This is a genomic window from Mycobacterium sp. 360MFTsu5.1 (genome assembly GCF_000383495.1).
In the GTDB taxonomy this organism is placed as follows: domain Bacteria; phylum Actinomycetota; class Actinomycetes; order Mycobacteriales; family Mycobacteriaceae; genus Mycobacterium; species Mycobacterium mucogenicum_B.
In genome coordinates this window covers 284,951-306,077 of sequence record NZ_KB911467.1, presented here as the reverse complement: position 1 = coordinate 306,077, position 21,127 = coordinate 284,951, and the positions used below count along the sequence as shown (strand labels likewise).

At 67.8% G+C, this 21,127-nt stretch carries 24 protein-coding genes; 16 read left to right on the top strand and 8 right to left on the bottom strand.

Translation table 11 applies throughout. The features are described 5' to 3' along the window. Positions 1-69: 69 nt before the first annotated feature. The 4 genes from dapA (at position 70) to H289_RS31890 (ending at position 4,027) form a co-directional block, all read left to right on the top strand. Positions 70-972: a 4-hydroxy-tetrahydrodipicolinate synthase gene (gene dapA, locus H289_RS0116420; RefSeq protein ID WP_020101897.1), complete on the top strand. Its 903-nt coding sequence runs from the start codon at positions 70-72 to the stop codon at positions 970-972. Beyond that, positions 969-2,648, top strand: coding sequence for a ribonuclease J (locus H289_RS0116415; protein WP_020101896.1), 1,680 nt, complete (start codon positions 969-971; stop codon positions 2,646-2,648). Before dapA ends, H289_RS0116415 begins: the two co-directional genes overlap by 4 nt. Positions 2,649-2,823: 175 nt before the next feature. Continuing rightward, positions 2,824-3,429 (top strand): TetR/AcrR family transcriptional regulator, encoded by a 606-nt coding sequence (locus tag H289_RS0116410; RefSeq protein ID WP_020101895.1) that lies wholly within the window; start codon positions 2,824-2,826, stop codon positions 3,427-3,429. Beyond that, the gene (locus tag H289_RS31890) at positions 3,422-4,027 is read left to right on the top strand and encodes a TetR/AcrR family transcriptional regulator (RefSeq protein WP_020101894.1); all 606 of its coding nucleotides are present in this window, start codon (positions 3,422-3,424) and stop codon (positions 4,025-4,027) included. The genes H289_RS0116410 and H289_RS31890 overlap by 8 nt, the downstream gene beginning before the upstream one ends. Here the strand turns inward: H289_RS31890 and H289_RS0116400 are convergent. Then, positions 4,013-5,389 (bottom strand): ABC1 kinase family protein, encoded by a 1,377-nt coding sequence (locus H289_RS0116400; protein WP_020101893.1) that lies wholly within the window; start codon positions 5,387-5,389, stop codon positions 4,013-4,015. The two genes, H289_RS31890 and H289_RS0116400, sit on opposite strands and share 15 nt — an antisense overlap. Further along, a complete protein-coding gene (locus H289_RS31885; RefSeq protein WP_020101892.1) occupies positions 5,376-5,885 on the bottom strand; it encodes a hypothetical protein in 510 nt (169 codons plus the stop codon). The genes H289_RS0116400 and H289_RS31885 overlap by 14 nt, the downstream gene beginning before the upstream one ends. 570 nt (positions 5,886-6,455) lie before the next feature. On the opposite strand from H289_RS31885, the gene H289_RS0116390 reads away from it, so the two are divergent. Then, positions 6,456-7,088: a hypothetical protein gene (locus tag H289_RS0116390; RefSeq protein ID WP_020101891.1), complete on the top strand. Its 633-nt coding sequence runs from the start codon at positions 6,456-6,458 to the stop codon at positions 7,086-7,088. A gap of 27 nt (positions 7,089-7,115) precedes the next feature. On the opposite strand, the gene H289_RS0116385 is transcribed toward H289_RS0116390, so the two are convergent. Then, complete coding sequence (locus H289_RS0116385; protein WP_020101890.1) at positions 7,116-7,934, bottom strand: mycofactocin-coupled SDR family oxidoreductase; 819 nt, start codon at positions 7,932-7,934, stop codon at positions 7,116-7,118. A gap of 2 nt (positions 7,935-7,936) precedes the next feature. Continuing rightward, positions 7,937-8,257: a putative quinol monooxygenase gene (locus H289_RS0116380; RefSeq protein ID WP_020101889.1), complete on the bottom strand. Its 321-nt coding sequence runs from the start codon at positions 8,255-8,257 to the stop codon at positions 7,937-7,939. Between the two features lie 180 nt (positions 8,258-8,437). Here H289_RS0116380 and H289_RS0116375 point away from each other — a divergent pair, with 180 nt between their 5' ends. Together H289_RS0116375 and H289_RS0116370 are read left to right on the top strand one after the other, a co-directional pair. Beyond that, positions 8,438-11,071 (top strand): DNA translocase FtsK, encoded by a 2,634-nt coding sequence (locus tag H289_RS0116375; protein ID WP_081633435.1) that lies wholly within the window; start codon positions 8,438-8,440, stop codon positions 11,069-11,071. Between the two features lie 109 nt (positions 11,072-11,180). Beyond that, positions 11,181-11,699, top strand: coding sequence for a DUF4282 domain-containing protein (locus H289_RS0116370; protein WP_020101887.1), 519 nt, complete (start codon positions 11,181-11,183; stop codon positions 11,697-11,699). Here H289_RS0116370 and H289_RS0116365 read toward each other — a convergent pair whose 3' ends face one another. Continuing rightward, positions 11,700-12,221: an amino-acid N-acetyltransferase gene (locus H289_RS0116365; protein WP_020101886.1), complete on the bottom strand. Its 522-nt coding sequence runs from the start codon at positions 12,219-12,221 to the stop codon at positions 11,700-11,702. It abuts the gene before it with no gap. Positions 12,222-12,276: 55 nt separating this feature from the next. Here H289_RS0116365 and pgsA point away from each other — a divergent pair, with 55 nt between their 5' ends. From pgsA to pspM, 4 genes are all read left to right on the top strand, one after another. Beyond that, positions 12,277-12,861, top strand: a complete 585-nt coding sequence (gene pgsA / locus H289_RS0116360; RefSeq protein ID WP_029105328.1) for a CDP-diacylglycerol--glycerol-3-phosphate 3-phosphatidyltransferase — start codon at positions 12,277-12,279, stop codon at positions 12,859-12,861. Between the two features lie 118 nt (positions 12,862-12,979). Continuing rightward, positions 12,980-13,303 carry a transcriptional regulator ClgR gene (gene clgR, locus H289_RS0116355; protein WP_020101884.1) on the top strand — a complete coding sequence of 108 codons (324 nt, stop codon included), beginning with the start codon at positions 12,980-12,982 and terminating at the stop codon, positions 13,301-13,303. Positions 13,304-13,484: 181 nt separating this feature from the next. Then, a complete protein-coding gene (gene pspA, locus H289_RS0116350) occupies positions 13,485-14,294 on the top strand; it encodes a phage shock protein PspA (RefSeq protein WP_020101883.1) in 810 nt (269 codons plus the stop codon). Between the two features lie 24 nt (positions 14,295-14,318). Beyond that, positions 14,319-15,143, top strand: coding sequence for a phage shock envelope stress response protein PspM (gene pspM / locus H289_RS0116345; RefSeq protein WP_020101882.1), 825 nt, complete (start codon positions 14,319-14,321; stop codon positions 15,141-15,143). 7 nt (positions 15,144-15,150) lie between these two features. On the opposite strand, the gene H289_RS0116340 is transcribed toward pspM, so the two are convergent. Together H289_RS0116340 and H289_RS0116335 are read right to left on the bottom strand one after the other, a co-directional pair. Continuing rightward, positions 15,151-15,591, bottom strand: a complete 441-nt coding sequence (locus H289_RS0116340; protein ID WP_020101881.1) for a DUF5313 domain-containing protein — start codon at positions 15,589-15,591, stop codon at positions 15,151-15,153. A gap of 21 nt (positions 15,592-15,612) precedes the next feature. Beyond that, on the bottom strand, positions 15,613-16,050 hold the full coding sequence (locus H289_RS0116335) for a limonene-1,2-epoxide hydrolase family protein (RefSeq protein WP_020101880.1): 438 nt from the start codon (positions 16,048-16,050) through the stop codon (positions 15,613-15,615). Between the two features lie 61 nt (positions 16,051-16,111). Between H289_RS0116335 and H289_RS0116330 the strand changes: the two genes are divergently transcribed. From H289_RS0116330 to recX, 5 genes are all read left to right on the top strand, one after another. After that, on the top strand, positions 16,112-17,284 hold the full coding sequence (locus tag H289_RS0116330; protein ID WP_020101879.1) for a glycosyltransferase: 1,173 nt from the start codon (positions 16,112-16,114) through the stop codon (positions 17,282-17,284). 12 nt (positions 17,285-17,296) lie between these two features. Continuing rightward, positions 17,297-17,491, top strand: a complete 195-nt coding sequence (locus H289_RS0116325; RefSeq protein WP_020101878.1) for a DUF3046 domain-containing protein — start codon at positions 17,297-17,299, stop codon at positions 17,489-17,491. Between the two features lie 125 nt (positions 17,492-17,616). Continuing rightward, positions 17,617-18,411: an SDR family NAD(P)-dependent oxidoreductase gene (locus tag H289_RS0116320; RefSeq protein WP_020101877.1), complete on the top strand. Its 795-nt coding sequence runs from the start codon at positions 17,617-17,619 to the stop codon at positions 18,409-18,411. A 197-nt stretch (positions 18,412-18,608) separates the two neighbouring features. Then, positions 18,609-19,661, top strand: coding sequence for a recombinase RecA (recA, locus tag H289_RS0116315; protein ID WP_020101876.1), 1,053 nt, complete (start codon positions 18,609-18,611; stop codon positions 19,659-19,661). Then, positions 19,630-20,163: a recombination regulator RecX gene (gene recX, locus H289_RS0116310; protein ID WP_029105327.1), complete on the top strand. Its 534-nt coding sequence runs from the start codon at positions 19,630-19,632 to the stop codon at positions 20,161-20,163. Before recA ends, recX begins: the two co-directional genes overlap by 32 nt. On the opposite strand, the gene H289_RS0116305 is transcribed toward recX, so the two are convergent. Beyond that, a complete protein-coding gene (locus H289_RS0116305) occupies positions 20,160-21,095 on the bottom strand; it encodes a hypothetical protein (RefSeq protein WP_155944151.1) in 936 nt (311 codons plus the stop codon). The two genes, recX and H289_RS0116305, sit on opposite strands and share 4 nt — an antisense overlap. Positions 21,096-21,127 lie beyond the last annotated feature (32 nt).

The following is a 21,127-nucleotide window of genomic DNA, read 5'->3' as shown; positions in this document are numbered from 1 at the left end:
GGAGCCGCGCGCGGGCGCAGCGGGCGGCGGTGCAAAACCAGGGCGAACCAGCGGGTAATCTTGTCGCCCGTGACCACCACCGGAATCGACGTCAGCGCACGCTTGGGCACCGTGCTGACTGCCATGGTGACGCCGTTCGGCCCGGACGGCTCGCTTGATCTGGCTGGTGCGAAGAAGGTAGCCAAGTACCTGGTCGACAAGGGGTGCGACGGCCTCGTCGTTTCCGGCACCACCGGCGAATCGCCGACCACCACCGACGACGAGAAGATCGCCCTGCTCGAGGCGGTTCTCGAAGAGGTCGGCGACCGGGCCCGCATCATCGCCGGCGCCGGCAGTTACGACACCGCGCACAGCGTCCACCTGGCCAAGGCCAGCGCCGCTGCCGGCGCGCACGGTCTGCTCGTGGTGACGCCGTACTACTCGAGGCCGCCGCAGGCCGGTCTCGTCGCGCACTTCACCGCCGTCGCCGACGCCACCGACCTGCCGGTCATCCTGTACGACATCCCGCCGCGGTCATCGATCCCGATCGAATGGGACACCATCCGGACGCTGTCGGCGCACCCGAACATCGTCGCGGTCAAGGACGCCAAGGGCGATCTCAACGGCGGCGCGCAGATGATGGCCGAGACCGGGCTGGCCTACTACTCCGGCGACGACACGCTCAACCTGCCGTGGCTCGCGATGGGCGCCACCGGGTTCATCAGTGTCTGGGGCCATGTGGCGGCCGGCCAACTCCGGGATATGTTGTCGGCCTTCAACTCCGGCGACATCGCCACCGCACGCAAGATTCATGTGGGGCTGCACTCGCTCGGCGAGGCGCAAAACCGGCTCGGCGGCGTCACCATGAGCAAGGAAGGCCTGCGGTTGCTCGGTATCGAGGTCGGTAACCCGCGGTTGCCGCAGGTGCCCGCCACGCCGGATCAGCTGACGGCACTCGCCGCGGACCTGCGCACGGCATCGGTGCTTGCGTGACCAGACCCGACTTCGCACCGCCCGGCCCATTGGAGCCGGGCGGTCTGCGTGTGACGGCACTGGGCGGCATCAGCGAAATCGGCCGCAACATGACCGTTTTCGAGCACCTGGGCCGGCTGCTGATCATCGACTGCGGCGTGCTGTTCCCGACGCACGACGAGCCCGCCGTCGACCTGATCCTGCCGGACATCCGGCACATCGAGGACCGGCTGGCCGACATCGAGGCGCTGGTGCTCACGCACGCGCACGAGGACCACATCGGCGCCATCCCGTATCTGCTCAAGATGCGGCCCGACATCCCCGTGGTGGGCTCGCGGTTCACGCTGGCCCTGGTGGCCGCCAAGTGCCGTGAGCACCGGATCAAGCCCAACATGCAGATCGTCGCCGAGGGGCAGCGCAGCACCCACGGGGTGTTCGAGTGCGAGTACTTCGCGGTCAACCACTCGATTCCCGACGCCCTCGCGATCGCCGTGCACACCGGTGCCGGCACGGTGCTGCACACCGGTGACATCAAGCTGGATCAGCTGCCGCCGGACGGCCGGCCCACCGACCTGCCCGGCATGTCCCGGCTCGGCGAACAGGGCGTCGACCTGTTCCTGTGCGACTCGACCAACGCCGAGATTCCCGGGGTCAGTCCCTCCGAGAGCGAGGTCGGCCCCAACCTGCACCGCCTGATCCGCGGCGCCGACGGCCGCGTCATCGTGGCGTGCTTCGCGTCGAACGTCGACCGCGTGCAGCAGATCATCGACGCCGCCGTGGCGCTGGGGCGCAAGGTGTCCTTCGTCGGCCGCTCGATGGTCCGCAACATGGGGATCGCCAAGGAACTCGGCTTCCTCAACGTCGACGACGATGACGTCATCGACATCGGTGCGGCCGAGCTGCTGCCGGCCGACCGCGTCGTGCTGATCACCACCGGCACCCAGGGCGAGCCCATGGCGGCGCTGTCCCGGATGTCCCGCGGCGAGCACCGCAGCATCACGCTGACGGCCGGCGATCTGATCATCCTGTCCAGCTCGCTGATCCCCGGCAACGAGGAAGCCGTCTACGGCGTGATCGACGCGCTGGCCAAGATCGGCGCCCGCGTCGTGACCAATCAGCAAGTGCGCGTGCATGTTTCCGGCCACGCCTTTGCCGGTGAGTTGCTGTTCCTGTACCGCGGGGTGCGGCCGCGCAACGTCATGCCGGTGCACGGCACCTGGCGGCACCTGCGCGCCAACGCCAAGCTCGCGATCCGCACCGGGGTGCCGGAGGAGAACGTCGTCCTCGCCGAGAACGGCGTCAGCGTCGATCTGATCAACGGGCAGGCCCGCATCGCCGGCGCCGTGCCGGTGGGCAAGGTGTTCGTCGACGGTCTGGTGCTGGGTGACGTCGGCGACGCCACCCTGGGCGAAAGGCTCACGCTGACTTCGGGTTTCATCGCGGTCACCGTGGTGATCAGCCGCGAGACCGGCAAGCCGGTGGCCCCGGTGCACCTGCACTCGCGTGGCTTCTCGGAGGATCCGAAGGCCCTCGAGCCGGCTGCCGAGAAGGCGCAGGCGGCACTGGAAACCCTTGTCTCCGAGCAGGTTACCGATCCCGCGCGCATCGCCCAGGCGGTGCGCCGGGCCGTCGGCAAATGGGTCGGCGAGACCTATCGGCGCCAGCCGATGATCGTGCCCACGGTCCTCGAAATTTAGCTCCGCGACAATAATCCGGTGTAAAGCATCGGTGCGAGGGAAACCCACATCTGGGTCGCTCCGTACCACTAAACTCGGCCCGGTGTCTTTGCCACGGGGGGGTCAAGCCTCCGAGCGCCGTGCGCGCGGCCGGCCGGCCAACGCCGATTTGCGAGCTGCCAGGCGCAAGGAGATCGTGCGATCTGCCTATGCCGTGCTGACCGATCGCGGCTACGACCAGACGACGATGGCGGATATCGCCCGTCACGCCAACGTCGGGCAGGGCACCTTGTACCGGTACTACCCGAGCAAACGGGATCTGCTCGACGACGTTTTCGATTACGCGGTCACGAAAGCTGCCCGGGCACTTCGGATCGGGTCACTGGCGAGCCTGGACCTGACCGACTACCACCAGGCGATGGAGCTCATCACGGTATTCGGCACCCGCCTGTTCGACCTTGTCGATGAGGATCCTGCGATCGTCCGGCTGCTCACGGTGGAAAGCAGCGCCATCGACCCCGAACTGCGCTTCCGGGTCAGCGGGCTCCTGTCGACGCTGGATGTCGCGTTCGCGCGGCTGTTCGAGACGGCAAACCCCGACCACGCCTCGGTGGATCACCGTGACACATGGGCGTTGCTGGGCCGCCTGGTGATGGGGTTGTCCGGCCCGGGGTTACTGATGTCCATGCGGGGGGATAGGACGGCCGAGTCGCGCGCCACCTTCCTGGCGTCGATCTCGGCGATCGCCGATCAGGGATTGCTGGCCGAGGACACCGCCGAAGGGGAGACCAGCGATGCCTGAGAGAGCTGCCGAGTTGTATGCGGCGGCCACCGACTTGTTCATCGAGCGTGGATACCGCGACGTCGACGTCGCCGACATCACTGCCCGCTGCGGGGTCGGCCACGGCACCTTCTACAACTACTTCCGCAGCAAGCGTGACCTCCTGGAGTCCATCCAGTCTCGGACCGTCCAAGAGATTTCGGCCGCGATCGCCGGCGAACGTGAGGCGGCCGAATGGACAAGCCGCACCGAGTACGTCGCCGAATTCACCGACCGGGCGCGCCGTGCCGTGACCTACATCGCGAAAAACCGTGCGTTGGTGTCGTTCGTGGCGATTGCCGCGCCCGGCGTGGACGAGCAGGCCTACGAATCGGTGCTCGCCGCCTACGACCGACTCGGCGCGCAGGTGGCTGCATTCCTGGAGGCAGGGCGCCGGCAGGGCTGGATTCGCGACAGCGTCGACGTACGCATCGCCGGGCAGGCGGTGGTGTCGTGTGTGTTGATGGCGACGTTCCCGATGCTCGTCGGTGACGGCGCCGACGTCGACCCGGAGCCCATCGCGCAGTCATGTGCGGCGTTCCTGCTGGGCGGGATGCGCCGGGTACTACCGGATTCGTGAGCGCCAGCGGGCGATCTGCTGTCCCATCTCGGTCGCGGGCGCAGCGTCCAGGGCCCATTCCGAAGCGATGTCGTGCCAGCGGCCCCGCGCTTGCAGCGTGCCCAACAGCGCACACACGCTCATCTCCGTCCGGCGGGAGAACGCATGTGCGCTGTGCATGCGCTGCTTGAATATGCCTGACCGGTAATCGGATCGGGGCAGCATCGCCTGCGACAGCGCCTTGTACGCGACCTTGTCGGTCACCTGGCTCAGGCCCGGAGTGAGATACCACCCGGCGACGGCCCGCATGTATTCCAACGCCATCTCCGGGGGCAGCGCCTCGGCATCGACGATGAATCCGGCCACGCTGGCCAGGCGATGTGCGGTCGTGGCGTCGCCACGCATGACCGCCTTCAGTACGGACCTTTCCAGATCGACTTCGGCTCGGCTCATCCGTACGTACAGACCGAAATCGACGAAACCGATTCGGTTGTCCGGCAGATGCAGGATGTTGCCCGGGTGTGGGTCTGCGCAGAACTCACCGCTGGTGTAGATGTTGGCGCAGTAGAAGCGGAAGACCGCCTCGCCGATGTGGTCGCGCACCGTCTGGTCGACGTCGGTGAGGTGATGAAGCTGCGTGCCGTCCAGGTACTCGGTCACCATGACGCGGTCGGTGCACAACTCGTCGATCGGCTCGGGGATCACGAACACCGGATGTGCGCGATGAGCTGCGAAGACCGCGCGGTGGTTGGCCAGCTCCCGGCGGTAGTCGAGTTCGGCCGTGATCTGCCGGCTGACCTCGGCCACCACCGCATTCAGTCCCCTGACCGGATAGGCCCTGGCGCGGAGCCGGACCAGCAGGGCCAGGTTCTTCAGGTCTGCGCGGACCGCGCTACGCGCCCACGGGTATTGGACCTTGACTGCCACATCGCGTCCGTCGGTGAGCCGGGCCCGGTAGACCTGCCCCAGCGACGCCGTCGCCACGGGCTCGGGTTCGATCGTGCGCACCTGGCCGCGCAGTGCACCCCACTCGGAGTCCATCAACCGAAACATGACGGCGTTGTCGACGGCGGGGGCTCGGCTGAACAACGGGGACAGCCGACGGGAGAATTCATCTCGGGTCTGCGCGGAGCTGAGGCCGAAATTGAGCAGCGAAAGCAGCTGGCCGAGCTTCATCGCCGCGCCCTTCATGGTGCCCAATGTGGCGGCGAGGTCGTCGGCCAAACGCAGCATCTGTTCGTCGCGGGCCTGCGCTTTCTGCTCGTCGGACAGAAAAGGCTGACGAACAGCGCTCGTTGCCGCCCGCGCTGCGGCGCGGGCGGCGACCTGCCCGACGCGTGCGCCGCGCGCGGCGCGGTCGGTGGGTTGATCACCAGGCGTCAACGTGGCCTGCCTTGACATCGATGGACATGGCGCCGAGCCGAATCCCTCGTGCCTGGTTTACAACCGGCTCGTCCAGGTTGGCAAGGGAACTCGCAGAGTCGAGCAGGGCCTCGCGGTCGCTCGGTCGCAGGGTCAGAAGGGCAGTGGTGACCTCGCGCACCGACGTGTTGCGGGCGAGACGGAGCCAGCCCAATTCGCTGTCGAGGGCACGGGTGTAACCGGAGTCTTCGCCGTCGAGGTATTCGGTTCGGACACCGAAGAATTCGGCCAACATGTGCACCGTCAGGCGTGACGGGCGGGTGCGTATGCCACGGCGCAGCTGCGACAGGTAGGGGTCCGACAAGTCGTAGCCGCGGCGAGCCAGCGCTTGCGTCACTTCGCAGTTCCGGTATGGGCCCCGTGTCGGTGGATAGATGGCGGTGAAGAGATTGTTGAGCCGCTCGGCGAACAAGGTGATGTTTCCCGCGGGCTTCTGCGGGTGCTTCCTGCTGAACATGTCGTTCCCCCAAATGGTGTTGCCAGGTCCTGACGTGACGTGCTGCGCACGTGCGGGAACCAGATGGCCGGGTATTAGCCGCTTGGGGGAGCGTTCCGGGTCCGTTGGCGATGTAACAGATGTTCGCCAACGTACCCGGAGCGAGTACGTTAGCTCACCGCTGTCAACTTCGCTAGAGCTGTCGGAAAATGAAATGTTGACACGTCAGTCCGCTATATGTAATCCTCGGCTCGGAAAGCAGAATCCGGTCAACTTGGGGGAGTGTGTGCCGTATTTGCGCTGGAAGGGGTGGAATTGCGGGGTGGACTGTGGGGTGTTCACCCCGCTGGACGTTCGTAGCTGTGTGTTCACTGTGAGAAACCGTGGGGAATACCGCTAGCCGACGGCAATTGTTGCTGAAATGTTGAATCCGCGGCGCTGTCGGGACGGGGGATGCCGGCAGCCACCGGATGGGCCGGCGAGGTCTCAGTGCTGAGACGCTCCTCGGCAATTCGATGAGCTCGCGCACGCAAAAGCGGCATTGGAACCGAGGGGACGGCTGCCAGGTGCGGCAGCGGAAGGGGTTTCGCTGTGGGGGTCACAACGAACAAGGTGCTGTGCGATAGCGAGATCGCGCCCGACGGCAGCGTCGTGGTGATCGAAGACGTTGGCGCGGGCGGTGTTTCGGGCGTCTACGTGCACCCTGATGTGCACGGCGACGGGGGTCTTGCGCGGGCGCTGTGGGTGCACACCATGAACGTCCACGAATGCGATCTCGCCGGCAGGATGGTGCGCGTGCGGGTGTATTCGGGTACGGATACCCGCGGACTGGGCGTGCCGGCGTTCGACGGGCATCTCGACATTGCCACTGGTGTCCTGGCGTTGGGTGATCGTCACAATCACACCCGCCAACTACTTTTCGGTACTCCGAAAGTCGTCCGCGTCACCGTCTTCCTCGGCAACGAGATCGATACCGTTCAATTCGCTGGTTCTGAAAGCTGTTATCCGCTGTCAGGCCCGAGCGAAATCAACGTGCTGCTGCACGGTGAATCCGACTTCGTTCATGTGCTCGGATACCCGATGCCGCGGTGGGGCGGGCTTCGCCGGTTGCGCCGACGTGGCCGCCACCTCCTTCGGCGCACACACGTAGACGTGCAGCAGCCGGCGGCAACCCGCCGCGCACCCGAAGAACGGGCACCGGCCTTACCCGGCGTCGCGCCGTGAATTGGGTTGGGGCCGAAGCGGTTCGCGTCAGCGCTTGTTGACGAAGCCGGCGTCCACCGGCAGCGTCACGCCGGTGATGTACCGCCCGGCGTCCGACACCAGCCACGCCACGGTGTTGGCGATGTCCTCGGCCTCGAGCACCTGCACGGGCAGTGCATTCGTCATGTCGGGGCCCGCTTTGGTTTCTTCGGTCAACTGGCTCAACCACTTCCGGGTGAACTCGTTGTCGATCATCGGGGTGTTGACCCCGGCCGGATGGATCGAGTTGACCCGGATGTTCTGCGAGGCCAGCAGGTTCGCGTACACCCGCATCAGGCCGACCATGCCGTGCTTGGCGGCGGCGTAGCCCACCGACCCGGCCATCGGCGACGACAGCCCGACCAGTCCGGCGACCGAGCTGATCAGCACGATCGACCCGCCGTTGCCGGCCTTGACCATCGGGCGCACCGCCACATCCAGGGTGTTGTAGACGCCCGTGAGATTGACGTCGATGACGTCCTGCCAGGCGTCTTCACCGGCCATCGGCGCGATCCCGGCGTTGGCGATGACGATGTCCAGCCGGCCACCGAGCTCTTCGACGCCGGCCTTCAGCGCGGTCTTGAGGGCGCCGCGGTCGCGGACGTCGGCCTGACTGGCGACGATTCGCGCGCCGTTGTCCTCGACCAGCTTGACCGTCGCGGCCAGATCGTCGGGCGTGGCCATGGGGTAGGGGACCGACGCGATCTGGTCGCACAGGTCGACGGCGATGATGTCGGCGCCCATCGACGACAGCTTCACCGCATGCGCGCGGCCCTGGCCACGCGCCGCGCCGGTGATGAAGGCGACCTTGCCGCTCAGCTCACCCACGGTCAGTTCCCCCGCAGCTGGCCCTTGGCCGGATCGCCGGCGACCACGGGAGCGAGCATCTTGATGTCGGGCGCACCGTCGAGGTGCTCGCCGATGGCGCCGAACAGCTTGCCGATGGCCGGGGCGGTGCTGTGGGCCTTGAGGGCGTCCGCGTCGGCCCACTGCTCGACGAACACGAACGTGCCGCCGTCGGCCTCGTGCAGCGAGTAGAGCTCACAGCCCGGTTCCGCGTGGACGGCGTCGACGGCCTCGACGCACGCGGCGCGGACCACGTCGACGGACTCGGGCTTGGCTTTCATGGTGGCGACGACAACGACGGGCATGAACGACTCCTCGATAGCTAGCTGACCTAGACAGGTGTTCACGTTAGACCGGGCCGTGCGGCGCGTGTGACGTGGCTCCCACTGCTGCGTGACCAGCGGATATGTGGCCGGGGTCGTGACCCAAGCGTTACTTGTGTGGCAGATGGTGCAGATGGGGTAATTGCGACTAGGCTGGCAGCCATGGCGAGTAAGACCGCAACGAGCTCAGCTAACCGGGCCAAGGCCGGGTCGGCGAATCGTGGCGCAGCCGGTTCGGGGGCGCGTTCATCGAAGTCAGGCAGTGCAAAGTCGGGCCGGCCGGCGCGTCCGCCGGCCCCGAAATCGCCCGCCCGCAAGCCGGCCCGCAAACCCGCACCGCATCCGTCGCCCGTCGCCACCGCCGGTGCCGCGGTCGGTCGTGGCGCCCGCGCCGGCTGGCTGATGCTCGCCAAGGGCGCCGGAACCACCGCCCGCAGCGTCGGCCGTGCGCGCGAACTCGAGCCCGGACACCGCCGTGACGGCATCGCGCTGGCGCTCCTCGGCGTCGCCTTCCTGATCGCGGCGAGCTCGTGGTTCGACGCGGCCCGGCCGGTCGGTGCATGGATCGACTACGGCGTCCGCACCGTCATCGGCTCCGCGGTCGTGGTGCTGCCCGTGCTGCTGCTCGCGCTGGCCGTCACCCTGATGCGCACCCATCCGAACCCCGACGCCCGGCCCCGGCTGATCCTCGGCGCCGCCATGATCGGTCTGCCCGTGCTGGGCCTCTGGCACATCTGGGCCGGCGCGCCCACCGAGCCGGGCGAGCGCCGCGGCGCCGCCGGCTTCGTCGGTTTCGTCATCGGCGGGCCGCTCTCCGACGGACTCACCGTCTGGATCGCCACGCCGCTGCTCATCATGGGCGTGCTGTTCGGCCTGCTGCTCGTCACCGGCACGACGATCCGCGAATTGCCGGACACCTTGCGCTACATGGTCTCCGGCCGCCTGCACGGCGAGCATGACGAGGACTACGACCCACCGGCCGGTTTCGTCGACGACTTCGCCGATGACTTCGCCGACGGCTACTACGACGACCCGACCTATTCGCGCGACGAGCCCGAAGCGTGGCCCGGTTCGGACCAGACCACCGCGGCGATGACGCGGCCGCTGGGCCGCACGCCGATGGACAACTACCCGGTCGAGCCCGCGGCCGACGAGGCACCGACCGCGCCCGAGCCGGCGGCCAAGGCGCCGCGCCGCCGCAAGGCGCAGAACGTCGCGGACCCGGTGCCCGCCAAGGCCAAGGCGCTCGAGAAGGCGCAGGACGACGGTTTGTCGATCGACCGAGTCATCGAGGGCGACTACACCCTGCCGCCGCTGGACCTGCTGTCCGACGGCGACCCGCCGAAGCGGGTCGGCCGCGACAACGACCGCATCATGAATGCGATCGGCGAGGTCATGGAGCAGTTCAAGGTCGACGCCACCGTCGTCGGTTTCCAGCGCGGCCCGACCGTCACCCGGTACGAGATCGAGCTCGGGCCCGGCGTCCGCGTCGAGCGGTTCACGCAGCTGCAACGCAACCTCGCCTACGCGGTGGCCAACGAGCACATCCGCCTGCTGGCGCCGATCCCGGGCAAGTCGTTGGTCGGTGTCGAGGTGCCGAACAGCGACCGCGAGATGGTGCGGCTCAAGGACGTGCTGAACGCGCCGAGCACGCGCAAGGACCACCACCCGATGGTGTTCGGTATCGGCAAGGACGTCGAAGGCCACTTCATCAGCTACAACCTGGCCAAGATGCCGCACCTCCTGGTGGCCGGCTCCACCGGTTCGGGTAAGTCGAGCTTCATCAACTCGATGCTGGTGTCGCTGCTGCAGCGGGCCACCCCGGACGAGGTCCGGATGATCCTGGTCGACCCGAAGATGGTGGAATTCCCGCCGTACCAAGGCATTCCGCACCTCATCACGCCCGTGATCATCGACCCGAAGAAGGCCGCGGCCGCGCTGGCCTGGCTGGTCGAGGAGATGGAGCAGCGCTACCAGGACATGAGCGCCAGCGGTGTGCGGCACATCGACGACTTCAACAAGAAGGTGCGCTCGGGCGAGATCACCGCGCCGCTGGGCAGCGAGCGGGTTTACAAGACCTACCCGTACATCCTGTGTGTCGTCGACGAGCTGGCCGACCTGATGATGCAGGCGCCGCGCGACGTCGAGGACGCCATCGTCCGCATCACCCAGAAGGCGCGCGCCGCGGGCATCCACCTGGTGCTGGCGACCCAGCAGCCCGTGGTGTCGGTGGTGACCGGCCTGATCAAGGCAAATGTGCCGTCCCGCATGGCATTCGGCGTCACCAACGCGACCAACTCGCGCGTCATCCTCGACCAGATCGGCGCCGAGAAGCTCACCGGCAAGGGTGACGGCCTGTTCCAGCCGTCGGAGGCGCCCAAGCCCATCCGTGTGCAGGGCGCGTTCGTCAGTGACGACGAAATCCAGGCCGTCGTCGCCTTCACCAAGCAGCAGGCCCAGCCCGAGTTCATCGACGGCGTCACGGTCAAGACCGTCGAGAAGCGCGACATCGACAGCGACATCGGCGACGACATGGACGTCTTCCTGCAGGCCGTGGAGCTCGTCGTATCGAGCCAGTTCGGGTCGACCTCGATGCTGCAGCGCAAGCTGCGGGTCGGGTTCGCCAAGGCCGGCCGTCTGATGGACCTCATGGAGACGCGCGGCATCGTCGGCCCGTCGGAGGGGTCCAAGGCCCGCGAGGTCCTGGTCAAGCCCGACGAACTCGCCGGCACGCTGATGCTGATCCAGGGCGGTTCCGACGCCACCGGCTCGATGGGCGACGACCCGGGCTTCTGACCGGTGTTGCCGAGATCACACCCGGGCTGATCGGCGGTGCGGATAACACCGACGATCGGTCGCTGACGGCGCCGACTGTGGGAGGCTGGACTCCTAAGGAGGCTTTGCCGTGGTTGACATTTCGCGCAGCGCAGCAACGGAATCGGAGCTCGACGCCGACTTCGAATCCGGTGGCCGTAGCTGGCCCGCGCTGACGGCGTTCACCGACTTCGGGTTCCGCAAGTCGGCGGCGCAGCACGTGGTTCCGCTGCTGTACGGACTGGTCATCGCCGGTGCGGTGGTGCTGTACCTGACGGGCGCTGTGGTGGCGTTCGAGTTGTCCGCGTTGCTCGGTGTCTTCTGGCTGGTGCTCGCCGGCCCGGTCACCTGTATCGCGATCGTGTTGGTGGCGCGCGTGGTCCTCGAGTCGCTGAGCTCGTTCATGGCGATGGGTCAGCAGGTCGACGAACTCAACGAACTGGTGCTGGAGATCGCCGAGCTGATGATCGGCGTGTCGGACAAGATCGAGGTCATCCCGACGCTGCCGTCGTTCGGCCGGGGCGGGCGGTCCCGCCGGCGGGCCGCGATCATGGACATGCGGGACCGCATCGTCGCACGCCGCAACGCCGCGGCCGACAGCGCCGATTAGCTACAACGTGACCAGCATCCGGGTGTTGCCCAGGGTGTTCGGCTTGACGTAGGAGAGGTCGAGGAACTCCGCCACACCGGTGTCGTACGAGCGGCACATCTCCTCGTACACCTCGGCGGTGACGGGTGTGCCCTCGATCTCCTTGAAGCCGTGCCGGCTGAAGAAATCGGTCTCGAAGGTCAGCACGAAGACACGCTGCAGCTGCAGTTCCCGGGCCACGTCGAGCAGCTTGGCCACCACTGCGTGCCCGACGCCCATGCCGCGCACCTTGGGGTGGGCCGCGACGGTACGCACCTCGCCGAGATCGGCCCACAGCACGTGTAATGCGCCACAGCCGACGATCTCGCCGTGCAGGTCGGCGACCCAGAACTCCTGGACCGCCTCGTAGAGGGTCACCAGGTTCTTCTCCAGCAGGATCTTTCCCGCGTAGATGTCGACGAGGGCCTTGATTCCCGGTACGTCGGACGTCCGGGCGCGGCGAACCACCAGCCCTGTGGTGGCGGGTTTCGGTGCGTCGCTCACATGTGGAGGGTATCGGCTGCGTATCGCCCGGTAGGTGACCGGATATCCTGTGTCGGTGACAGGCCAGTCAGATACCGATCCGCGCGCCTCCCGCGCCGGCGTGGCGAACATCGCCAACCTGCTGACCGGCCTGCGTATCGTGCTGGTGCCCGTGTTCCTGGCGGCGCTCTTCGCCGGTGACGGTCACGAAACCCGTTGGCGGATCGCCGCTTTCGTCGTGTTCGCGGCCGCCGTCATCACCGACCGGTTCGACGGCGAGATCGCCCGCAGCTTCGACATGGTCACCGAATTCGGCAAGCTGGCCGATCCGATCGCCGACAAGGCCCTGATCGGGGCCGCGCTGATCGGACTGTCGATGCTCGGCGACCTGCCGTGGTGGATCACCGTCGTGATCCTGGCCCGCGAGCTCGCGGTGACGCTGCTGCGCTTCGCGGTGATCCGGCGCGGCGTCATTCCCGCCAGCCGTGGCGGCAAGCTCAAGACGTTGGTGCAGGCCGTCGCGATCGGCCTGTTCGTCCTGCCCCTGCATGCCTGGCCCTCGCCATGGCTGACCACCGCCTGGGTGTTCATGTGGGCCGCGGTGGTGCTGACGGTGCTGACGGGCATCGACTACGCCGTCTCGGCGTTTCGCCGACCCTGAATCTCCGCCTCGGGAACCAAAGCGGTGCGTCGCCACGTTGGTGCCTACAAGACCGTGTAGAACGGGTGGTCCGGCCGGGCTGCGCGGCTGTGTTACTTCAGGGCGAAGGGGAAACGCGATGACGACATTACTTCGTGAGGTCATCGGCGACGTGCTGCGTCAGGCCCGTACCGGGCAGGGACGCACACTGCGCGAGGTGTCCGACGGTGCTCGGGTGAGCCTGGGTTACCTGTCCGAGGTCGAGCGGGGCCGCAAGGAGCCGTCGAGTGAGCTGCTCGGTGCCATCTGCGGCGCCCTGGACGTGCCGTTGTCGCAGGTGCTGGCCGACGCCGCCGAGCAGATGCTGCACACCGAGCGCGCCGAGGCCGACCGCACGGTCGCCAACATCGACGTCGCCACCAAGGTCGTCATCCCGCAGCCGCTCGCCATGGCGGTTGCCTGAGCCATCGGGGCCTGAACCGCAGCACGACGCGTATGGCATTCGCCGCGCCGCAATACTGCATGCGGGCTGCGTCCAGCTGTCCATACCCACTAGGTTGGCTCTAGACGCGCTGCCACCGACGTGGCCGGCAACCTGACAACCGATCCCGAATCAACGAACGACACGAAGGCGGACCGATCTCATGGCCAATCCCTTTGTCAAAGCCTGGAAGTACCTCATGGCGCTGTTCAGCTCCAAGGTTGACGAATACGCCGACCCGAAGGTGCAGATTCAGCAGGCGATCGAAGAGGCCCAGCGTCAGCACCAGGGCCTGACGCAGCAGGCGGCCTCGGTCATCGGCAACCAGCGTCAGCTCGAGATGCGCCTGAACCGGCAGCTCGCCGACATCGAGAAGCTGCAGGCCAACGTCCGCCAGGCTCTGACCCTGGCCGACCAGGCCACTGGTGCCGGTGACGTCGCCAAGGCCACCGAGTACAACAACGCCGCCGAGGCCTTCGCGGCCCAACTGGTGACCGCCGAGCAGAGCGTCGAGGACCTCAAGGCGCTGCACGACCAGTCGCTGCAGGCCGCCACCCAGGCCAAGAAGGCCGTCGAGCAGAACGCCATGGTGCTGCAGCAGAAGATCGCCGAGCGCACCAAGCTGCTGTCGCAGCTCGAGCAGGCCAAGATGCAGGAGCAGGTCAGCGCCTCGCTGCGCTCGATGACCGAGATCGCCGCGCCGGGCAACACCCCGAGCCTCGACGAGGTGCGCGACAAGATCGAGCGTCGCTACGCCAACGCCATGGGCTCCGCCGAGCTGGCGCAGAACTCGGTTCAGGGCCGCATGATGGAGGTTCAGCAGGCCAGCGTGCAGATGGCCGGGCACTCGCGCCTGGAGCAGATCCGCGCTTCGATGCAGGGCAACTCCCTGCCGTCCGGCGGCGCTGCCGCACCGGCGACTCCCGCGGCCCCGGCAGCCAACCCGGCTCCGGAAAACCCGCTGTCGCAGTAACTTTCGAGATGTGAGGGGGCAGCGGTGAACGCCCAATCGGCCGGCCGTCCCGGGGAGACCCGGGGCTGGCAGGCGGTCCTGCAACGCAGCATCGACACCGCTGCCGAATTGTCCGACCTGGTGGCCCAGCGCCTCGGCGCGGCCGCCGACCCGCGGGCCCGGCTGCTGCGCAAGCGGCGCTGGGCGCTGCGGCTGGGCTGGCTGTTCGCCGGTGCCAGCGCCTTCTGGATCGGGCTGACGGCACTCCTGGCGGCGTGGAGCACGCCGTTCTGGGTGCTGATCATCACCGGCCCCATCGCCGGCGGCTCCGCCTTCCTGGCCACCCTGTGCTTCCTGCGATACCGGTGGCTCCGCGGCGAGCCCCTGCCGCCCGCACGGACGTCGCGGCTGCTGCCGCCCCGGGGATCGGCGGCGCGGCGTCCGATGGAGACCCTGGCATCGGCCGAACGCGGGCTGTACTCGCTGCTCGGCCTCATCCAGCGCGGCCAGTTGCTGCCGGCCGGCGAGATCGCCGAGGTGACCGCCGCGGCAAACGTGTCGGCTGCGGCGCTGGCCGGTACGGCCGGGGAAGTGGTGTCGATGGAACGCGCGGCCCGCTCGGTGCCGCAGTCTCGCGGGCATCTGGCCCCGACCATCAAGGCCTACACGGCCCAGCTCGAGGCCGGCGTGCGGCAGTACACCGACATCGCCACGGCCGCAGCGCAATTGGTGTCAGCGGCGAACAGTGGTGCGGGCTCGGCGCGCTCGATGTCCGAGCAGCGCTACCGCAGCGAACTGGTCGCTGCCACGGACCGGCTCAGTGCCTGGGCGCAGGCCTTCGACGAACTCGGACGGCTGCGCCAGGCCTGACGAGCCGCTAGATCGTGGTGCTGCCGGTGCCGTCGTCGGACCGGCGGCCGTACCGCTCTTCGTAGGCCGCGTGGATGTGGGCGTTCTTCTGCCGCAACGACTCTTCGAGGAGTTTCGGGTCGATGCCGTGCTTCACCAGCATGTGGCGGCGCCAGATCTTGTTCAGGGCGTGCGAGAAGTAGATCACCGGGATCAGGATCGGCACCGTCGCACTGAGGCGGATGACGAGGTCCTGCCCGCCGGTGATGCCGAGGATCTCGGGCAGGAACCAGATCGGGATCAGGATCAGAAATGCCGGGACGAACATGCGGATGACGATCCGCAGCGTCGCGCCCTGGCCGATGAGATCCTCGGTCACCCACGCCCGCATCGAGTCGGGCAGCCGGCCGCCGTAGCTGTACTTGATGTACTGCCAGGCGTTGGGCTTCGGGCGATTCTCATTGGCCATGGTGGCCGATTTTACCGGTGACTACATGGTCGGACGCAGGGCCGGGATGACGGCGCCGACGAGGCCGCGCAGCGTGGCCTTGGCCATGTCGAACATGTCGAAGTAGTCGCGCCACAGCGTGATCTTGCCGTCGTGCACCTCGAAGACCCCACAGACCCAGAACTGCAGGCGCACGGGCCCGATGACCAGCGCGTCGGTGCGCTCGTTGAGCACCGTGGTGCCCTCGCCGACGATGCGGTGGAACTTGACCTCGAAACTGACGGGGCTCTTCTTCATGGGACGGAACAGCTTCATCGCGCGGGAGCGGCCGTGAATGGTGGGCAGCCCGACGTTCTCGTAGACGAGGTTGTCGTCGAGCAGGCGGTCGGCGGTGTCCATGTCCTCGGCCTGCAGGGCGTACAGGAAGGACTCGACGATCTCGGCGTTGGTCTGGGTCAATGCCGGTGTGCTCTGTGTCATAGAGCCCACCGTAATGTCCCTTGACGCCGGCGCACAGGGGCCGGTGTGACAGGGTGACCCGATGCGCGTCGCCGTCGTTGCCGGGCCGGACCCCGGCCATGCCTTTCCGGCCATCGCGCTGTGCCTCCGGTTCCTGGCGGCCGGTGACCATCCGGTGCTGTTCACCGGCCGGCAATGGCTCGACACCGCCCGGGAGGCGGGCGTCGACGCGCGGGAACTGCTCGGGCTGGATCCCGAGGATGGCGACGACGACCTCGATTCGGGCGCCAAGATTCATCAGCGCGCCGCGCGGATGACGGTCCTCAACGAACCGTCGCTGCGGGAACTCGCGCCTGACCTGATCGTGTCCGACGTCATCACGGTGTGCGGCGGGATGGCCGCCGAATTGCTGGGCGTGCCATGGGTCGAGCTGACCCCGCACCCGCTGTACCTGCCGTCGAAAGGACTGCCGCCTTTGGGCAGTGGCCTGGCACCCGGCGTCGGTGTGCGCGGCCGGCTGCGGGACGCGACGCTGCGGTTCCTCACGGCCCGTTCGGTGCGCCAGGGGGAGCGGCAGCGGTCCACGGCGCGCATCGGAATCGGATTGCCCGCAACCGATCCCGGGCCGGCGCGGCGGCTGATCGCGACCCTGCCCGGGCTGGAGGTGCCGCGGCCGGACTGGCCGGCCGAAGCCGTCGTCGTGGGGCCGTTGCACTTCGAGCCGACGGCGGCGGTGTTGGACGTACCGCCCGGCTCGGGGCCGGTCGTGGTGGTGGCGCCGTCGACCGCGACGACGGGGATGCAGGGCCTCGACGAGCTGGCACTGGAGGCGCTGGTCCCGGGGCAGACGCTGCCCGACGGCGCGCGCGTCGTCGTGTCGCGGCTGCGCGGTCCCGACGCGCCGGTGCCGCCGTGGGCGGCGGTCGGGCTCGGGCGGCAGGACGAACTGCTGAAGCAGGCCGACGTCATGATCTGCGGCAGCGGTCACGGGATCGTGTCCAAGACGCTGCTGGCCGGGGTGCCACTGGTGGTGGTGCCCGGTGGTGGCGACCAGTGGGAGATCGCCAATCGGATTGTGCGGCAAGGCAGTGGCGAGCTGATCCGGCCGTTGACCGCGGAATCGCTGACGGCGACCGTGGGCCGCGTGCTGGCGACACCGTCCTACCGGGAGGCGGCGCGTCGCGCGGGTGCCAGCGGAGCGGACGTCGCCGACCCGGTGGCCGTATGCCGAGCGGCGCTCGGTGCCGCCGCTTAGTAGGTTGGTGCGGTGCGACTGACCGAATTCACCCTGCTGATCGAAGAGCAGTTCGGTGCGGCGCGCGGCGCTGCGTTGGTGTCGGACCACGTCCTGGCCGTTCTGGGCGGCCGTACCCCGGCTCAAGCGATCGAAGCCGGCGTCGAACCCCGTGATGTCTGGCGGGCCCTGTGCGCGGACTTCGACGTCCCGCGCGATCAGTGGTGACCGCCGTTTAGTCTCTGCGCACTGATCGCGCTTCGGTGTTTGTCGGCCGGCGACATGGTGTTCGCCGAGCCTGTCCCGATAACGTCGTTCGTGAACCCCCACGATGGAAGGACGACATCACGCCGATGAGCGCCAGCATTGCCGTAGTCACCGGAGCTGGGCGGGGAATCGGCCTCGCCATCGCGAAAGCCCTTGCCGCGGCGGGACACCGCGTACTGATCACCGACGTTGACGGGGACGCCGCGCAGCGCGCCGCCGAGACCGTCGGGCGCGGCGCGTGGGGCGTGGCCCAGGATGTGCGTGACGTCGCGGGCCATGAGGCCGTTGCGGCACTGGCCGCGCAGGAGGGCCGAGTTGCGGTATGGGTCAACAACGCCGGCGTGCTGCACGCCGGTAACTCCTGGGAGCAGCCCGCCGAGCACGTCGTCCAGACCCTCGACGTCAACGTCCGCGGGATGATGGCGGGCTGCATGGCGGCCGTCAACGCCATGGGTGCGCGCGGCGGCGTCATCCTCAACATCGCGTCGATCTCGGCGCTGACGCCGGTGCCCGGCCTGGCCGTGTACGCCGCGAGCAAGGCCGCCGTGCTGTCGTACACCACGTCGCTTCAGGGCGAGCTGCGCGCCGCCGGTCTGCCGATCAAGGCGCGTGCGCTGTGCCCCGATGTGGTGAACACCGAGATGGTCACCACCCGCGCGCACGATCCCGGTGCGGCCCTGCTGTTCTCCGGACCCAAGCCCCTGGCTGCGGAGGACATTGCGCGGGCCGCGCTGGAACTCATGGACTCCCACCAGATTTTCCGCGTCGTACCGCGCTGGCGGGGCGTGATCGCGCGCGGCACCGATGTGGCGCCTGCCGTCGGTCTGCGCGCCCTGTCCCTGATGAGAGCACTGGGCCTGCGGCGCCAGCGGTCGCTGTGACCTCGACGCGCAGCATGACCACGAAGACCGCGGCGATCACGGCGTGACCGGTCATCGATCGGCGTGTCTGCTTGAAGTCGAACATCTGTTCGCTACTGTGGTGTCAGTTCGAAAAACTTGTCGGTGGCCTCATCTAGCGTCACGGCCAACCGATCGGAAACCCGATCAACGGACATCCACGAGGACGGAGACCACCCATGGCAGCACAGGCCCCGGATCGCGAGAAGGCACTCGAACTCGCGCTGGCACAGATCGACAAGAGCTTCGGCAAGGGCTCGGTGATGCGGCTGGGAGAAGAGACCCGCCAACCGATTTCGGTCATCCCGACCGGGTCCATCGCCCTGGACGTCGCCCTCGGCATCGGCGGTCTGCCGCGTGGCCGCGTCATCGAAATCTACGGCCCGGAATCCTCGGGTAAGACGACGGTGGCCCTGCACGCGGTGGCCAACGCCCAGGCGGCCGGCGGCATCGCGGCGTTCATCGACGCCGAGCACGCGCTGGACCCCGAGTACGCCAAGAAGCTCGGTGTCGACACCGACGCGCTGCTGGTGTCCCAGCCGGACACCGGTGAGCAGGCCCTGGAGATCGCCGACATGCTGGTGCGCTCCGGCGCCATCGACATCCTGGTCATCGACTCGGTCGCCGCCCTGGTGCCGCGCGCCGAGATCGAGGGCGAGATGGGCGACAGCCACGTCGGTCTGCAGGCCCGCCTCATGAGCCAGGCGCTGCGCAAGATGACCGGTGCGCTGAACAACTCCGGCACCACCGCCATCTTCATCAACCAGCTGCGCGAGAAGATCGGCGTGATGTTCGGTTCGCCCGAAACCACCACGGGTGGCAAGGCTTTGAAGTTCTACGCCTCGGTGCGTATGGACGTGCGCCGCATCGAGACGCTCAAGGACGGCACCGACGCGGTCGGTAACCGCACCCGCGTCAAGATCGTCAAGAACAAGGTTGCGCCGCCGTTCAAGCAGGCCGAATTCGACATCCTCTACGGCCGCGGTATCTCGCGTGAGGGCTCGCTCATCGACATGGGTGTCGAGCACGGCTTCATCCGTAAGTCGGGTTCGTGGTTCACCTACGACGGTGAGCAACTGGGGCAGGGCAAGGAGAACGCCCGCAATTACCTGCTGCAGAACGTGGACGCCGCCAACGAGATCGAGAAGAAGATCAAAGAGAAGCTCGGTATCGGTGCGGTGCTGACCGATGGTGCGGCTGATGACGTCCTTCCCGCCCCGGTCGACTTCTGAGGCTGAGCCGGCCGACGCGCCGCGGCGTGAGGAGCAGGCGCGGGACGTGTGCCTGCGTCTGCTCACCACCCGGGCGCGCAGCCGGGCCGAACTCGAAGCTCAGCTGACCAAGCGCGGTTTCCCCGAGGACGTCAGCGCCCGGGTGCTGGATCGGCTCACCGAGGTCGGCCTCGTCGACGACGTGGCCTTCGCCGAGCAGTGGGTGCGCGAACGTCGTACCAATGCGGGAAAAGGCAAGCGTGCCTTGGCTTCTGAGTTGCGAACCAAGGGCATCGACGCCGACGTGATCGCCGAGACGCTCGACAGTGTCGACGCGGGTGAGTGGCGGGTGCGCGCCGAGGAACTGGTCGCCACGAAACTGCGGCGGGAGAACCTCGACGACGAGATGAAGGTGACCCGGCGCCTGGTGGCGATGTTGGCGCGCCGCGGGTACAGCCAGGGCATGGCCTTCGATGTGGTCAACACCCAGCTCACGCAGGAGCGGCAGCGCCGCGCGGTCTAGTCCTTGGCCGGCCCCTTGGGTTGCGGATGATTGACCTTGGGCAGGGTCAGCTTCGGTACCGACAGCTTGGGTGCGGAGAATTTCGGCGCCGTGAACTTGGGTGCGGACAGCTTGGGCGGCGCGAACTTGCCGACCGGCGGGCGATCGACGTCGCCGGCTGCCGCGTCGAGGAGTTGCCGGGGCTTCTTTGGCGGAGCTGGGAGCTTGGGCGGCTTCGGGCTGAGCGTCGAGGCGATCGAATCCTGCTGCGTCGTGCGTGTATTCGGCGAGACCAGAGTCTTCGGCGGAGCCGGGACGTCGACCGCCGAGGCCGGCTTCGCGGCGGTGGTGAGTGGCACCGGGGTATGCAACACGTTGTGGGTGAACTGCTCCACTGACGTGATCACCGCTCGTGCGAAGTTCGCCATCTGCTGCGTGACGTTGAGGCCGAACGCGGTGGTGTCGACGACGAATTGCTGGCCGGGTCCCGAATTGAACGGTGGGAACGCCGACAGGGTGGTGGCTCTGAATTGCAGCTGGAACACCGCGATGTCCTGGGCGAACCCTACGAGATCGCGTCCGGCTTCGAACTCGATGTCGGCGAACGCGCTCAGGGCCTGCGCGGCGGCGGTGGGAGGTGGTGTGCCAGAACCGATGGCCGCCACGAAATTTCCGGGTATCTGCGCCTGGCGCTGGAACAGCGCGGCGCCGGTCGTGACCCAGTCGACGAACAGCCCGACGTTGAACACCACCTGCTGGTTGAGCAGATCGAGGGGCAGCGGCAACGGCTGCGCCGTCAGCGAGATGCTCGGCTCGGTGAGGACGGGCACCGCGTGGGCGGCGGCTCGTCCTGGTGACGGTGCCGCGGTGAGAACCAGGCACGCGGTGCACAGTGCCGCGACGGTTTGGGTTGGAGCTGGAACTGCTGTGAACGCACGTACCGCGGCACTCATGACGCCTCCCGGATCGAGTGAACCTCCATCAG

Excerpts from the sequence above, each read along its gene's own strand:
- H289_RS31890 (WP_020101894.1), top strand. The coding sequence starts at position 3,422 with ATGCCTGAGAGAGCTGCCGAGTTGTATGCGGCGGCCACCGACTTGTTC.
- H289_RS31885 (WP_020101892.1), bottom strand. The coding sequence starts at position 5,885 with ATGTTCAGCAGGAAGCACCCGCAGAAGCCCGCGGGAAACATCACCTTG.
- H289_RS0116380 (WP_020101889.1), bottom strand. The coding sequence starts at position 8,257 with ATGCCCGTCGTTGTCGTCGCCACCATGAAAGCCAAGCCCGAGTCCGTC.
- H289_RS0116375 (WP_081633435.1), top strand. The coding sequence starts at position 8,438 with ATGGCGAGTAAGACCGCAACGAGCTCAGCTAACCGGGCCAAGGCCGGG.
- clgR (WP_020101884.1), top strand. The coding sequence starts at position 12,980 with ATGACGACATTACTTCGTGAGGTCATCGGCGACGTGCTGCGTCAGGCC.
- pspA (WP_020101883.1), top strand. The coding sequence starts at position 13,485 with ATGGCCAATCCCTTTGTCAAAGCCTGGAAGTACCTCATGGCGCTGTTC.
- H289_RS0116340 (WP_020101881.1), bottom strand. The coding sequence starts at position 15,591 with ATGGCCAATGAGAATCGCCCGAAGCCCAACGCCTGGCAGTACATCAAG.
- H289_RS0116335 (WP_020101880.1), bottom strand. The coding sequence starts at position 16,050 with ATGACACAGAGCACACCGGCATTGACCCAGACCAACGCCGAGATCGTC.
- H289_RS0116330 (WP_020101879.1), top strand. The coding sequence starts at position 16,112 with ATGCGCGTCGCCGTCGTTGCCGGGCCGGACCCCGGCCATGCCTTTCCG.
- H289_RS0116320 (WP_020101877.1), top strand. The coding sequence starts at position 17,617 with ATGAGCGCCAGCATTGCCGTAGTCACCGGAGCTGGGCGGGGAATCGGC.
- recA (WP_020101876.1), top strand. The coding sequence starts at position 18,609 with ATGGCAGCACAGGCCCCGGATCGCGAGAAGGCACTCGAACTCGCGCTG.
- recX (WP_029105327.1), top strand. The coding sequence starts at position 19,630 with ATGACGTCCTTCCCGCCCCGGTCGACTTCTGAGGCTGAGCCGGCCGAC.
- H289_RS0116305 (WP_155944151.1), bottom strand. The coding sequence starts at position 21,095 with ATGAGTGCCGCGGTACGTGCGTTCACAGCAGTTCCAGCTCCAACCCAA.